This window comes from Roseomonas sp. KE0001 (assembly GCF_016107285.1).
Classification (GTDB): Bacteria; Pseudomonadota; Alphaproteobacteria; order Acetobacterales; family Acetobacteraceae; genus Pseudoroseomonas.
This window is the reverse complement of sequence record NZ_RCVQ01000005.1, coordinates 282,996-296,992: the sequence shown is the minus strand read 5'-3', so window position 1 is coordinate 296,992 and position 13,997 is coordinate 282,996. Positions and strand designations below refer to the sequence as shown.

11 protein-coding genes are annotated in these 13,997 nt (G+C 70.0%); 2 read left to right on the top strand and 9 right to left on the bottom strand.

The features are described 5' to 3' along the window. Positions 1-8 precede the first annotated feature (8 nt). The 7 genes from D9598_RS12405 to D9598_RS12375 all read right to left on the bottom strand — a co-directional run bounded on the left by D9598_RS12405 (position 9) and on the right by D9598_RS12375 (position 8,859). Entirely contained in the window at positions 9-962 is a 954-nt protein-coding gene (locus D9598_RS12405) for a glycosyltransferase (RefSeq protein WP_198366826.1), read from the bottom strand. Next, positions 955-2,811, bottom strand: a complete 1,857-nt coding sequence (locus D9598_RS21490) for a glycosyltransferase (RefSeq protein WP_198366825.1) — start codon at positions 2,809-2,811, stop codon at positions 955-957. The genes D9598_RS12405 and D9598_RS21490 overlap by 8 nt, the downstream gene beginning before the upstream one ends. Positions 2,812-2,940: 129 nt before the next feature. Beyond that, positions 2,941-4,014: an ABC transporter ATP-binding protein gene (locus tag D9598_RS12395; protein ID WP_198366824.1), complete on the bottom strand. Its 1,074-nt coding sequence runs from the start codon at positions 4,012-4,014 to the stop codon at positions 2,941-2,943. Positions 4,015-4,018: 4 nt separating this feature from the next. Further along, positions 4,019-5,767 (bottom strand): iron ABC transporter permease, encoded by a 1,749-nt coding sequence (locus tag D9598_RS12390; RefSeq protein WP_198366823.1) that lies wholly within the window; start codon positions 5,765-5,767, stop codon positions 4,019-4,021. A gap of 45 nt (positions 5,768-5,812) precedes the next feature. Further along, entirely contained in the window at positions 5,813-6,865 is a 1,053-nt protein-coding gene (locus D9598_RS12385; protein WP_198366822.1) for an ABC transporter substrate-binding protein, read from the bottom strand. 61 nt (positions 6,866-6,926) lie between these two features. Continuing rightward, the gene (locus tag D9598_RS12380) at positions 6,927-7,985 is read right to left on the bottom strand and encodes an ABC transporter substrate-binding protein (RefSeq protein ID WP_198366821.1); all 1,059 of its coding nucleotides are present in this window, start codon (positions 7,983-7,985) and stop codon (positions 6,927-6,929) included. A 64-nt stretch (positions 7,986-8,049) separates the two neighbouring features. Beyond that, entirely contained in the window at positions 8,050-8,859 is an 810-nt protein-coding gene (locus tag D9598_RS12375; RefSeq protein ID WP_198366820.1) for an enoyl-CoA hydratase, read from the bottom strand. Between the two features lie 203 nt (positions 8,860-9,062). Between D9598_RS12375 and D9598_RS12370 the strand changes: the two genes are divergently transcribed. Together D9598_RS12370 and D9598_RS12365 are read left to right on the top strand one after the other, a co-directional pair. Then, positions 9,063-9,896, top strand: coding sequence for a TIM barrel protein (locus D9598_RS12370; protein ID WP_198366819.1), 834 nt, complete (start codon positions 9,063-9,065; stop codon positions 9,894-9,896). Between the two features lie 212 nt (positions 9,897-10,108). Next, positions 10,109-12,310, top strand: coding sequence for an amylo-alpha-1,6-glucosidase (locus D9598_RS12365; RefSeq protein ID WP_198366818.1), 2,202 nt, complete (start codon positions 10,109-10,111; stop codon positions 12,308-12,310). Between the two features lie 7 nt (positions 12,311-12,317). On the opposite strand, the gene D9598_RS12360 is transcribed toward D9598_RS12365, so the two are convergent. Both D9598_RS12360 and D9598_RS12355 read right to left on the bottom strand, forming a co-directional pair. Further along, positions 12,318-13,256 carry a 1-phosphofructokinase family hexose kinase gene (locus D9598_RS12360; protein ID WP_232477159.1) on the bottom strand — a complete coding sequence of 313 codons (939 nt, stop codon included), beginning with the start codon at positions 13,254-13,256 and terminating at the stop codon, positions 12,318-12,320. A gap of 79 nt (positions 13,257-13,335) precedes the next feature. Then, positions 13,336-13,842, bottom strand: a complete 507-nt coding sequence (locus tag D9598_RS12355) for a cupin domain-containing protein (protein WP_198366816.1) — start codon at positions 13,840-13,842, stop codon at positions 13,336-13,338. Between the last annotated feature and the right edge of the window lie 155 nt (positions 13,843-13,997).

The window sequence follows — 13,997 nt, the reverse complement described above, 5'->3', positions numbered from 1 at the left end:
CCACGCCGTCAGCCGGAAGCCCGGCCCGGCGGCAGGGCGGCGGGAGCCTCGAGCAGGAACCAGAGGCGCAGCATCAGATCCTCCAGCCGCCCCTGCCGATAGAGGCCCGCCCGGCGCAGCCGGCGGCAGCGCGCCAGTGGGGACAGCTCCGGCAGGGGGCGCAGCAGATCCAGCAGAACCCGCGAGTCCGGCGTCAACAGGGGCCGTGCCCGGTCGAGGGCCGCCAGATGCGCCTGGAACAGCGTCAGGAAGGCCCGGGCGCCCCGCTGCAGGGCGGCCACCGCGCGTCGCCCCGCCGAGGCCGGGCTGCCAACCGCATTGCCGCCATGCTGGCGGTAGAGCAGGGCTGGCTCCGGGTCGAAGATCACCGTGCCGCCCGCGCCCGTGACCATGAGATAGCTCCACCAGTCATGCAGGGAGCCGGGCGGCACGGCCGGCGCCGCCAGCATCAGGCGGCGCGCCGCGGGGTTCAGCACGGCGGTACAGCCCGTGACGATGTTCTGCACCAGGGCATTGCGGAATGCCGGCGGCTTGGGCGGAACCGGGGAGAGGCCGATCGGGCGCAGCGCCGCGTCCACCAGCCGCTGACGCGCGCAGTAGAGGGCCGGCTGGCCGGGCGGAACCTCCTCCAGCCGCCGCAGGGCGCGCGCGAGCTTGCCGGGCAGCCAGACATCGTCCTGATCGCAGAAGGCATAGGCTCCCGCCTCCGGTGCCGCCGCCAGCAACGCCATGAAGCTGCCCGCCGCCCCCGCCCTGCCCTGCGGCCCGGTGATCCGCGTCACGCGCCCGGCGCCCTCGCCTTCGGCGAAGGATCGCAGCAGCTCCGGCGTGGCGTCGCGCGAGGCATCGTCCCGCCAGAGCAGGCGCCAGTCCACCGGCTGCTGCGCGGCGATGCTGGCCAGTTGCGCCTCGAGGTGAGCAGCACCGTTGTAGGTGGCCAGAAGCACGGCCACGTCAGTCATGCGGGCCCTCCTCCCAGGGCGGCGGCGCCCTGAGACGGTGGCCGTCCCGCAGGTCCAGCAAGGGGCTGTAGAAGGGATCCTGCTCCAGTGCGCGGCCCCAGCGGGCCCGCAGCATCGCCTCCGCGGCAGCGCGGAGCGCGGGGTCGGCGGCCGGCCCGCCCTGCGGGTCCGGAGCGCCGATCAGGGTGGCATAGGGTGTCCAGAGGTTGCGCAGCCCCGCCTCGCGCAGGCGCAGGCCGAGGTCGAGATCAGCCCAGGGCGCCGGGCCGACGTCGGCCTCGCCCCGCTCCAGGTAGAGCGCCCGGCGGATCGCCATCGCCTCCCCGCTCACGGCCACCACGTCCCGGACCAGGCGGAACTGCCCGGCGTAGCCGGGATTGCCCAGGCCGAGCCCGCGTATCAACGGATTCTCCCCGACCAGCGCGCCGCCGGCGCCCAGCACGTAGCCGGCATGGCGCAGCCGGCCATCCGGGCCGGCCAGGGCGGCGCCGGCCGCCCCGACACCGGGCCGCAGGGCCAGGGAGACCAGTTCCCGCAGCCAGTCCGGTTCCGCCGGCATGAGCCCCGGCGCCAGCAGCAGCAGAACCTCTCCCGATGCCGCCTCGGCCGCGCGCCGCAGCGCACCGACCCCCGCCCCGGCCCCGGCCCTGCCGGCCGGCGGGGACGCGGAAGCCGCGCCGGTGGGCAGGACTTCCACATCCGGATAGTCGGTGCCGGCCAGCAACGCCTCCAACCGGGCGGGATCGGGCTCCCCCGCCAGGATCAGACTGACACGCGGCACCGGCTGCGGCAGGGGATGGAGGATCCTCGACCAGCCGGGCAGATCGGCATGCGGCACAACCTGGACGCCGGCCTCGCCACGATGGCCGAGATGCGCCTGCACGGCCTGCCGGCCCCGGCTGGCGCAGCGCTCCAGGGCGCCCTCGGAGAAGGATTCCGTGCCCGCCCCCTGGCGCCAGTGGTAGAGGGGGCGAGGGATATGGCGGATCTGCCCCGGCCCGGCGAGCGCGGCGCTCCGCAGGGCCAGATCCCAGTCCTGGCTGCCCTCGAAGCCCTCGCGCAGCCCGCCGAGCCTCTCCAGCAGATCGCGCCGGTAGACGCCCAGATGGCTAACCAGATTCTGTTGCAGCAGGAGTTCGGGGCTCCAGCCCGGCTTGGCATAGAGATCGTAGCGACGCCCCTGACCGTCAATCTTGTCCTCATCCGTGAAAATCAGGGTGACGTCAGGATGGCGCCGGATCTCGAGCGCCACGTGGAACAGGGCGTCGGGCGCCAGGAGATCGTCATGATCCATCAGCGCGACATGCGAGCCCCCGGCCAGGGCCAGGGCCGAGTTCGTGGCCGCGCTGATATGGCCGTTGCGCGGGCGCCGCACGACCTGGATGCGGCGATCCCGCGCCGCCGCCGCCTGCAGCACGGCCTGCACATGCGGCGCTGTCGAGGCATCGTCGGCGATGCAGAGCTGCCAATGCGGATAAAGCTGGGTCTCGACCGATTCCAGCGCGGCACGGAGGAAGGCCTCCGGTGCGTTGTAGACCGGCATGACGACGGAGATGCAGGGCGGGTCGCTCAGGCCGGCGACGGCCTGGAGCATGGCCGCCCTCTCGCTGGCGGACAGCGTGCCATGCCGCCGCAGCCAGCGCTGATACTCCGCCAGATCCGGCCCCGGCTGCTGCAGGCCGGCCAGCATGAGGAGCCGGCTGGTGCCCGGCAAGGTCTGTTGGGCGTTGCGCGCCATCCGGCGAAGCAGCCGCGCCAGGCGGGGGCTACGGCGCAGCCAGTGGCGCAGCCGCTGGGCCACAGGCAGGCCGGAGGCCGCCGGCGGTACCGGAGGGTGCTGGGAAACCATCGTGATTCTATCGGGTCCTGTCGCCGGGCAGAGCGCTCATCGCAGCGCTTATGACAAGGCCCCGAAAGGGTGGCAAATCCACGGCACCCGGCATCACCGTCGCGTGATGCCGGGTGCCGCCGGCGTGCCTCAGTTCACCACGGCGATCTGCTGCGGATCGAACTCGAGCCAGACCGTTTCGCCGATCTCGTGCACCTGCAACGGCGGAGCCGTGACCCTCAGGCTGAGCCCGCTCTCCCGCGGCCGCACCACATAGTCCCACGACTCGCCGAGATAGGTGCGCTGGGCCACGGTGGCCGCCAGGACGGGCCGGCCGTCCTGCGGGACCGGCTCCCTGCGGTGCAGGGCCATGCTCTGCGGCCGGACCGAGAGCAGGATCGGCCGTCCGGCATCAGAGGGCGAGCCGTTGAGCTGCGCCGCCTTCAGGGCGAAGCCGTCGAGCCCGATCTCGCCATTCGCCATCCGCCCTTCCAGCAGATTGGTCCGGCCGATGAAGGCGGCGACGAACCGCGTGCGCGGCCGGGTGTAGATGACATGCGGCGCATCCACCTGTTCGATCCGGCCGCTGTTCATCACCGCGATGCGGTCGGCGGTCGCCATGGCCTCCGACTGGTCGTGCGTGACATAGACGGTGGTGATGCGGAACTCGTCATGCAGGCGGCGGATCTCGAAGCGCATCTCCTCGCGCAGATTGGCGTCCAGATTGGAGAGCGGCTCGTCCAGCAGCAGAACGGAGGGCTGCACGACGATGGCGCGGGCCAGCGCCACGCGCTGCTGCTGCCCGCCCGAGAGCTCGGCCGGATAACGGTCGGCGAGATGCGACATCTGCACCACTTCCAGGATGCGGCCGATCCGCGCCTTGATCTCGGCCGCCGGCAGCTTCTGCAGCTTCAGGCCGAAGCCGACATTCTCCGCGACCGTCATGTTCGGCCAGATGGCGTAGCTCTGGAAGATCATCGACATGCGGCGCCGCTCCGGCGGCAACACCGCGCCGGGCGCCGAGAGGATCTCGCCGTTCATGCTGATGCTGCCGGCGGTGGGCTCGACGAAGCCGGCGATCATGCGCAGCGTCGTGGTCTTGCCGCAGCCGGAGGGCCCCAGGAGGGAGACGAACTCCCCCTCCTCCAGCGCCAGGTTCACATCGTCCACGACCTTGAGCTGGCCATAAGCCTTGCCGAGGCCCTTGAGCGTGAGGCGGGGCATGATCTCAGTTCCTCCGAAGCATGAAGTCGCGGCCCACCAGCTTCATGCCGATGGCGACCAGCACCAGGGTAATGGCGAGCAGGATGCCGCCGAAGGCCGCGAGCACCTCGAAATTCCCCGCCTCGCTCAGATCGTACAGCAGCACGGCCATGGTGCGGGTGCGCGGCCCGACCAGGAAGACAGCGGCGGACAGCTCGCGCGAGGCGACGATGAAGACGATCAGCCAGCCGCCGATCAGGCTGCGGCTGATCAAAGGCGCGGTGATCTTGCGGATGGTCAGCATCCGGCCGCCGCCCAGGATGCGCGAGGCCTCCTCCATCTCCGGATGCACCGAGCGCACCGCGGCCGAGGAATTGGCGAAGGCGATCGGCAGGAAGCGCGAGGTGAAGGCCAGGATGATGATCAGCGCCGTGCCGTAGAGCGCGACCGGCGGCGCGGCATAGGCGGCGTAGAAGCCGATCGCCATGACGATGCCCGGGATGACGAAGGGGGCCATGGCCAGGAAGCTGAGCGCGCCGCCGAAGGGCACCAGCCGCCGGGCGACGATATAGGCGATCAGCACCGCGATCAGCACGGCGAAGCTGGCGGCCGAGGCGGAATAGAGCAGCGTGTTCCAGATCGAGGTCAGCGCCATCTCGTGCCGGAACAGAAGATAGGTGTAGTTGTCCAGCGTGAAGTTGCCCCAGGCGAGGCCGCGACCCCAGGCCTTGGCGAAGGAGGCCTGCAGCAGCACGCCGAGCGGCATCAGCACGGCGAGCGCGCCGATGAAGGCGCAGTAGCCGAACATCGCCCAGCGCCAGCGCCCGAGCTTGATCGGCCGCCGCTCGCCGCCCTTGCCGGTCTGTGAGACGAAGCCCTTGCGCGCCAGCAGCAGCTTCTGCACCACGATCATGCCGATGGTGATGAGCAGCAGCGGCATGGCATAGGCCGCCGCCACCTCGACGCGGACGGGATATTCGAAGAACTGCCAGAGCTGCGTGGTGACGACGTTGATGCGCGCCGGGATGCCGATGATGGCCGGCGTGCCGAAGAGCGCGATGGTCTCCAGGAAGACGATGATGATGCCGCCCAGGATCGCGGGCCAGACCAGCGGCAGCGTCACCTTGCGCGTCGCCGCCCAGGTGCCCGCGCCGAGGATGTTGGCGGCGTCCTCCATCTCGGACGAGATCAGATCCAGCGCCGATTTCACGAAGATGAAGATCAGCGGGAAGGAATGCAGGGCGATGACCACGGCGAGGCCGGGGAAGCTGTAGACGTTCACCAGCGTGGAGCTGGAGCCCGTCACCCATTGCCAGGCCTGGTTGATGAATCCGGAATTGGGCCCGGCGAGCAGGATCCAGCCGACCGCGCCCAGATAGGGCGGCAGGATGAAGGCGCCCATCACGATGGCCCAGGTGAACCCCTTGCCCGGCATGTCGGTGCGCGACACCGCCCAGGCGAGCGGCACGGCGAAGATCACGGACAGGAAGGCGGAGGACGCGCCCAGGATGAGCGAGTTCACCAGCGCCTCGAGATACCGCGCGCGCCCATAGGCCTGGGCGTAGTTGGCGAAGGTGAACTCGCCCGTGGTGCGCGCCTCGAAGCTGACCACGAGCAGCTTGCCGATCGGCACCGCCACGAGGAAGAGCAGGGCGGCGACCAGCAGGATCCAGATCAGGTTCGAGGGCTCAAGGTAGCGGAGCCGGCGCAGCAGTCCCGGCCTTGGCTCCGTGACCCCGGCCGGCTTGGCCAGGATGGCGGCGGATTCAGTCATGCGGCAGAGGCTTTCCCATTTCGGCGCGCCCGGTTCGACACGGCGTCAGATCCCGAAGGTATCGCGCCATTGCTCCTTGACCTCCGGCACACCGGTCTCGATCTCCTGCGGTTCGGGGATCAGCAGCTTCACCTGGTCGAGCGGTGTGGCGCCGTCGGGCGGCGGCACGTCGGCACGAAGCGATTCGTTGTAGAATTCCCGCGTCACGCGGAAGTAGTCCGGCCCTGTGCAGTACTCCATGAAGAGCTTGGCGGCGTTCGGGTGCGGCGCGTTCTTCTGGATCGAGCTGGGTGAAGGCACCACCACCGTCCCGTCCTCCGGGTAGATCAGCTTCAGCGGATTTCCCCGCGCCATGCTCAGCAGCGTGCTGGCGGAGGGGATGGCCACGCCGATGCTGCGCTCGCCGGCGTTCAGAGCGGTCACCGGATCGATGCTGGAGCGGCCGATCTGCGGGCGATTGCGCTCGAGCTTGGTGAAGTAGTCCCAGCCGTAGAGCTTGCGCATCATCACCGTCCAGGCGCCGATGGCACCGCTATAGCCCGGATGCCCGACGGCCAGCTTGTCGCGCCACTTCGCGTCCAGCAGGTCCTGCCACCGGCGCGGCGCCTCGGACTCGCTCACCTGCCCTTCCCGGCGGGCGATGAGATGCACGCCGATGTAGAAGACGTGGAAGTGGTCCTCCGCATCACCGGCCTTGCGGACGAAGTCCAGCAGCCTTTCCGCGTTGCGCGGCCGATAGGCCAGCAGCCGCCCCTCCCGCTTCAGGAAGGTCGAGTGGCTGTAATCGGTCGAACTGAAGACATCGCATTGCGCGACGCCGGCCCGCATGTCCTGCGACAGGCGCTGGAAGGCGACCTGCGAGGCGCTGCGGACGACATTCACGCGGATGCCCGGATAGCGCTCGGTGAAGGCGCGCCCGACCGCTTCCGAGGGTTCGGCGCTCAACTGGCCGGAATACCAGGTGATCTCGCCCTCTCGCCGGGCTGCCTCGTAGAGCGCCTTCTCCTCGGGCGACATCGGCGTCGATGCGGCCTGGGCCGGGCTGCCGGCCAGGATGGCGGCAGCGGCCAGCACGCCGCGGCGGCTGATCTCCGTCATGATCCTCTCCTGTCGTTTCCTGCTTTGCCCCGGCGTCTCCGCACCGGGTTGTCCAGCCTGCTCAGACGCCGAAGGTGTCGCGCCAGAGTTCCTTGACCTCCTGGCCACCGCTTTCCACCTCCTCGGGCGTCGGCGTGATCATCAGGATCTTGTCGAGAGGTTGCGCGCCCGGCGGCGGCGGCACCTCGGGGCGGAGCGACTCCCCGAAGAATTCCCGCGTCGCCTGATGGTAGGCCGGGCTGGTGACGAATTCCATGAACAGCTTCGCCGCGTTCGGATGCGGTGCCTTGGCGAGCGCCCCGGTCGGGGAGGGCACCATCAGCGTGCCATCCGTCGGGTAGATCAGCGTGATCGGGTTGCCGCGGGAGATGCTCAGCAGCGTCGTGGCCGAGGGAATGGCCGCGCCGATGCTGCGCTCGCCGGCGTTCAGCGCCGTCACCGGGTCGCCGCTGGAGCGGCCGATCAGCGGATTGTTGCGCTCCAGCTGCTTGAAGTAATCCCAGCCGTACATCTTCTGCATCATCAGGCACCAGGAGGTGATGGCGCCGCTGTAGCCCGGATGGCCGACGGCGATCTTGCCCCGCCATTTCGGGTCGAGCAGGTCCTTCCAGCCCTTCGGCGCGTCGGCCTCGGTGACGGCGTTGTTATTCCGCGCCATGAGGTAGAGGCCCAGATAGGTGATCTGGAACAGCCCGTCGGGATCGGCGGCCTCGCGCGCCACGGGGATGAGCTTCGCGGCATTCTGCGGCCGGTACTGCATCAGCCGGCCCTCCCGCTTCAGATAGGAGGCGTGGCTGTAATCGGTGGAGCTGAAGACATCGCATTGCGAGACGCCGGCCCGCATGTCCTGCGCCAGGCGCTGGAAGGTCACCTGGGAGCTGCTGCGGACCACATTGACCTTCACGCCGGGATAGCGGGCCGCGAAGGCACGGCCCACCGCCTCGGAGGGCTCGGCCTGCATCTGGCCGGTGTACCAGGTGATCTCGCCCTCGCGCTTCGCCGCCTCGTGAAGCTCCTTCTCGTGCGGCAGCAGATCCTCGGCTTCCGTCCGCCGCCCGAAGCCGGCCATCGCCCCGCCGGCCGCCAGCCCGAACAGGATCCTCCTGCTGATCCTTACCATCTTGCTCTCCTCCGCTCTCTCCGCCGCGGCCGGTCTCTGCCCGCCTTGACGCTCGCCGGGACGCTCACCGGCCGCTGAACCGGGGCGCGCGCTTCTCCTGGAAGGCGCGCCGCCCCTCCGCATAGTCCTGGCTGTCGAAGCAGGCGCGGTTCAGCGCCTCGATCCGGCCAGGGTCGCGCCGCGCCGGATCGCCGGCGATCTGCTCGATGGCCTCGCGCGAGGCCCGGATGGACAGTGGCGCGTTGCGCGCGATCTGGCCGGCCAGCTCGCTGACCGTCGCCTCCAGCTGCGCGACCGGCACCACGCGGTTGACCAGCCCGAAGCCCAGCGCCTCCGCGGCGTCGAGCTGGCGGCCGGTGAACAGGATCTCCTTCGCCACGGCCGGCCCCGCCAGGGCGACCAGGTGCTCCAGGCTTTCATATCCGTAGGCGATGCCGAGCCGGGCGGCGGGAATGCCGAACCGGCTGTCCTCGGAGGCGATGCGGATATCCGCCATCAGCGCCGTGGCATAGCCGCCGCCGATGCAGAAGCCCTGGATCATGGCGATGAGGGGCTTGCCCAGCCCCTCCAGCTTCCGCCGCGCGTCACCGCTGCGCCGGCCATAGGCCTCCTGGGCGGCGGCGTCGGCGCGGATGCGGTCGAACTCGCTGATATCGGCGCCCGAGGCGAAGGCCTTGCCGCCGGCGCCATGCATGACCACCACCCGCACGGCCGGGTCGGCGGCGAAGTCCTCGGCCACCGCGCCGATCGCGTCCCACATGGCGAGCGAGATGGCGTTGCGCTTCTCCGGCTGATTGATGGTCAGCCAGCCGATCCCCGCCTCCTTCCGGCTCAGGATCCTGCCTTCGGCCAGTTGCTGGATTGGCATGTCCATGCGCTTCGTTCGCCTTCCCTGCTCCATGCTCGGAACAGGCGCCGCCGGCCGCGCGCCGGGCGACATGGCCCCGTCGCGGCATGGTCGGCCTTTCCGGCACATCCTCTCCCGTCGGGAAGCTTGTCACCGGCAATGCAGGCTGTAAACAATAAACACCAACGCCGGGGGATGCCCCCGACGAGAAACAATGGGAAGGAAACGACGTGACGCTTCTCGACAGGATCGGCGTGGATATCGGCCGCCGCTTGCCGCTGGAGGACGCCATCGAATGGGCGGCCCGCAACCAGGTCCGCTACATCGACATCCAGCTCGACACCGGCGCCAATCGTGTGGACCGCTTCGACGACGCCCGTGCCGCCGCCATCCGCGAACAGGCCGCCGCCCGCGGCGTCACGCTCGGCCTGCACACCCTCTCGGCCGTGAACGTGGCCGAATACTCCCCCTTCCTCTCGGAGGCGGTGGACGACTACATGCGGGCCTATATCGACCTGGCACCCAAGCTCGGCGCCGCCTGGATCGTCGTGCATGCCGGCTATCACTTCACCGCGGACGTGAAGCTCCGCATGGAGGCGGGGCTGGAGCGGCTGCAGCGCATGGTCGAGCATGCCGAGAAGCGCGGCGCCCTGCTGCTGCTTGAGAACCTCAACAAGGAACCGCAGGATGCCGAGGTGCATTACCTTGCGCACAGCATCGAGGAATGGCGCTACTACTACGAGCGGATCCACTCTCCCGCTTTCGCGCTCTCCTTCACCGCCAATCACGCGCATCTCATGCCGGAGGGTGTGGAAGGCTTCGTCTCCGCCATTCCGCTGGAGCGCGTGGCGGAGGTGCGGCTGGCCGACTGCTTCCGCAACGGGCATGAGCAGCACCTGCTGCCGGGAGAGGGCAATTTCGACTTCGGCGCCATGTTCGCCCTGCTGGAGGGCCGGGGGTTCCAGGGCCACTACATGAACGCCTTCGGAACCCTGGAGGACATGCAGAAGGCCCGCCACGACATGGCCGGCATGGCGCGCGAGGCCGGCCTCATGCCCGGCTGAGGCCAAGCCGGCCCTCGGGTGGGCCGCCGGCGGCAGGGCGCAGATCCGGACCGCCGGCCGGTGACTTTGCCGGCGCGTCTGCTTTATCCCTTGACGGAAGGCTCCGTTCTTCCGACGGATAGAGCGCAGCGCGCCGGAGGTTCACCACCCATGATTGCGACCCTCTCCCGATTTCGCTGCCCGACCCCCCTCCTGACACCGGCGGTGTCCTGATGGACGGGCATGCGACGGAGGCCGGCCCCCCGGACCTCTCGGCCTTCCCGGTCAGCGCCACGGTCTCGCTGCAGGAAGGCCATCTGATCACCCTGAAGCATGGCGACAGCTTCGCGCTCTTCGACCATGCCGGTGATCTCGGACCCGGTGCCCAGGGCTTCTACCACGGCGATACGCGCTACCTGTCCCTCTACACCCTCCTGCTGAACGGGGCGCGGCCGATGCTGCTCAGCGCCGCCCTGCAGGATGACAATGCCGCACTGGCCTGCGATCTCACCAACCCCGACCTGCCGGCGGCATCCGGCGAGGCGGCGGGTCTTCCCAATGACCGCATCCACCTGCGGCGCAGCCGTTTCCTCTGGGACAGCACCTGCCACGAACGCATCTCGGTGCGGAACTTCGACGACCGCCGGCGCCACGTCACCATCGAGCTCTACTTCGATTCCGACTTCGCCGATCTCTTCGAGGCCCGTGGCGCCGAGCGCCTCCGCCACGGCACGCGGCACGCGGCCGAGACCGGGCCGGCGGAGGTCAGGCTGGCCTATACCGGTCTCGATTCCGTGCGGCGCGAGACGCGACTGCGCTTCGACCCCACGCCGGAACACCTCGAATCGCATCGCGCGGTCTTCCGGTTCGACCTCCTGCCGGGCGAGCGGCGGGCCTTCTTCGTCGAGATCGGCTGTGACCGGCCCACCGCCGCCTGCCCGCCGCAGACGGCCTTCGGCCAGGCGCTGCGGCACTCCCGCCGCGCGCTCCGCATGGTGCAGGCCCGCCGAACCCGCGTGGAGACCAGCAACGACATCTTCAACGAGACGCTGCACCGCGCCGGGGCCGATCTCAGCATGCTGACCACCGACAAGCCGGAAGGTCCGTACCCCTACGCCGGCATCCCCTGGTACAGCACCGCCTTCGGGCGCGACGCGCTGATCGCCGCCTGGCACACGCTCTGGTACGATCCCGCCCTGGCGCGCGGCGTCCTCGGCTATCTGGCGGCCCACCAGGCGACGGAAACCGATCCGCTGACCGATGCGGAGCCGGGCAAGATCCTGCACGAGACGCGCCAGGGCGAGATGGCCATGCTCGGCGAGGTGCCCTTCCGCCGCTACTATGGCAGCGTCGATTCCACCCCCCTCTTCATCATGCTGGCCGGCGCCTATCTCGACCGCACCGGCGACATCGCGCATCTGCGGCGGCTCTGGCCAAACATCGAGGCGGCGCTCGGCTGGATCGAGGAGAGCGGCGACCCCGATGGCGACGGCTTCGTCGAGTACCAGCGCAAGCGGCCGGACGGGCTGCTGAACCAGGGCTGGAAGGACAGCCACGATTCCATCTTCCACGCCAGCGGCGAGATGGCGGAAGGCCCGATCGCCCTCGTCGAGATGCAGGCCTATGTCTATGCCGCCTGGCGCGCCGCGGCCGGCATCGCGCGGCAGCTCGGCCAGGCGGCCCGCGCCGCCGCGCTGGAGGAACGCGCCGCACGCCTGCAGCGTGATTTCGACACCGCCTTCTGGGACGAGGCGCTGGGCACCTATGTGCTGGCGCTCGATGGCCGCAAGCGGCCCTGCCGGGTCCGCGCCTCCAATGCCGGGCACGCGCTCTTCGCCGGCATCGCCCTGCCGCACCGCGCCGAGCGCGTGGCGCAGGCCATGATGGAGCCCGCCTTCTTCTCCGGCTGGGGCATCAGGACCCTGGCCGCCGGCCAGCCCCGCTACAATCCGATGAGCTATCACAACGGCTCGGTCTGGCCGCATGACAACGCGCTGATCGCGGAGGGCTTCGTCCGCTATGGTCAGACCGCCGCGGCCATCCGCATCTTCGAGGGCCTCTTCGCGGCCGCGACCTATGTGGACCTGCGCCGGCTGCCGGAACTGTTCTGCGGCTTTCCGCGCCGGCGTGGCCAGGGACCGACGCTCTATCCGGTGGCCTGCTCGCCGCAGGCCTGGGCGGCGACCACGCCGCTCGCCCTGCTCGGCACCTGCCTGGGTCTCAGCTTCGATCCCGTCGCCGGCTGCATCCGCTTCGAGAAGCCCGCCCTGCCGCGCTTCCTGGACGGGCTGACGCTCCGCAACCTGCGCCTCGGCGAGGGCCATCTCGACATCGGCTTCGGACGGGCCGGCGGCACCTTCGCCCATCCCGCCGGCGAGGTGGCCATCCAGGTCCTGAGCCGGAGCAACGGGCTACGCGCCGAGCTCCGGGCCTGATCCCGGATCAGCCGGGCAGCGGAAGGCCCGGCACCATCGCCCGCAGGCGCCGCACATCCGCCTCGGTCGGATGCGCGGTGCCGGCATTGGATACGGCGGCGGCACCCGCCGCGACGCCCCAGGCGAAGGCATCCTCATCCCCTGCGCCGCGCGCCAGGGCCAGGGTCATGGCGGCGACGAAGCTGTCCCCCGCGCCGACCGCGCCGCGTACCGTCACCGGCAGCGCGTCCAGGCGGCGCAGCCCACCCTCCCAGGCCAGCAGCGCGCCATCCTTGCCAAGCGTGACGGCGATGCGCCGCGCGATCCCACGGCCCAGCATCTCCCGCGCCGCCGCTTCCAGATCTCCCTCGCCCCGCAATTCGCGCTCGACCAGGGATTCGAATTCGCCGAGGCTCGGCTTGATGAGCTCGATCTCCGGTCCCACCCCGGCGCGCAGCGCGGCGCCGGAGGTGTCGAGCACCATGCGCAGCCCGCGCCGCCGGGCGATGGCACCGGCCCGGGCATAGAAATCCTCCGGCACGCCGCGCGGCAGGCTGCCGCTGGCCACCAGCCACTCGCCCTCCGGCAGCTCCTCCAGCGCGGCCAGCGCGGCCTGCCATTCCGCCTCGGCGACCTCGGGCCCCTCGGGGACGAAGCGGAACTCCTCGCCCAGGCTGCGGTCCAGCACCGTCTGGCTGATCCGGGTGCGGCCGGCGATCGGGATGCTGCGGTGCGGCACGCCGATCTCCTCGAGCAGCTCCTCCAGGAAGTGCCCGGTGACACCGCCGACCAGAACCATGGCCAGGGTCTCGCCGCCGAGCTCGCGCACCACGCGGGCGACGTTGACGCCGCCGCCGCCCGGGTCCTGCCGCTCGTCGAAGGTGCGGACCTTGCGCACGGGACGGACCTTCTCCGCCTCGCAGGCCAGGTCGATGGTGGGGTTCAGGGTGAGGGTGCTGATTCGCATGGACATCCCCCCATAGTTCGGAGCCTGGCGCGGGAGCGCAACCCGAAGATGCCGTGCCCCCTGCCCCGTGCCTTCCGGTTCAGCCCGGCGCCTTGTGGATCGGGTCGACCCAGGGGACGTTCTCCGGCTTCTCCACCGGCTCGATGTCCAGGTTCACCACCACCGCCTCGTTGTCGCTGCGCACCAGCACGCATTCCAGCGTCTCGTCGGTGGAGGCGTTGATTTCCTGGTGCGGCACATAGGGCGGGACGTAGATGAAGTCGCCCGGACCGCCTTCGGCGACGAATTCGAGCCGCTCGCCCCACCGCATGCGGGCGCGGCCCTTCACGATATAGATCACGCTTTCCAGCGGCCCGTGGTGATGCGCGCCGGTCTTGGCATTGGCGTGGATGTGAACTGTGCCAGCCCAGATCTTCTGCGCGCCGACCCGCGCGGCATTGATGGCCGCGGCGCGGTTCATGCCGGGCGTGCTGGCGGTGTTCGGGTCCAGGCTGTCGCCAGGGATCACGCGAACGCCGCTGTGCTTCCAGCCATCCTCCGGGATGCCCGGCGGAAGGTCTTGGTGGTCGTGTCCGTCATGCGGCATGAAGCTATCCTCCCGCCCCTCATCGTGGAATATCGAGATGTGTCCAGAATAATCGTGCTTCCGTCAAGCCGGCACGGGTCGTCTCCCTTTGTCACGGCAACGACATCGGGGCGTCATTCCATCGTCGTCATCCACGCGTAACCGGTCGCGCCCAT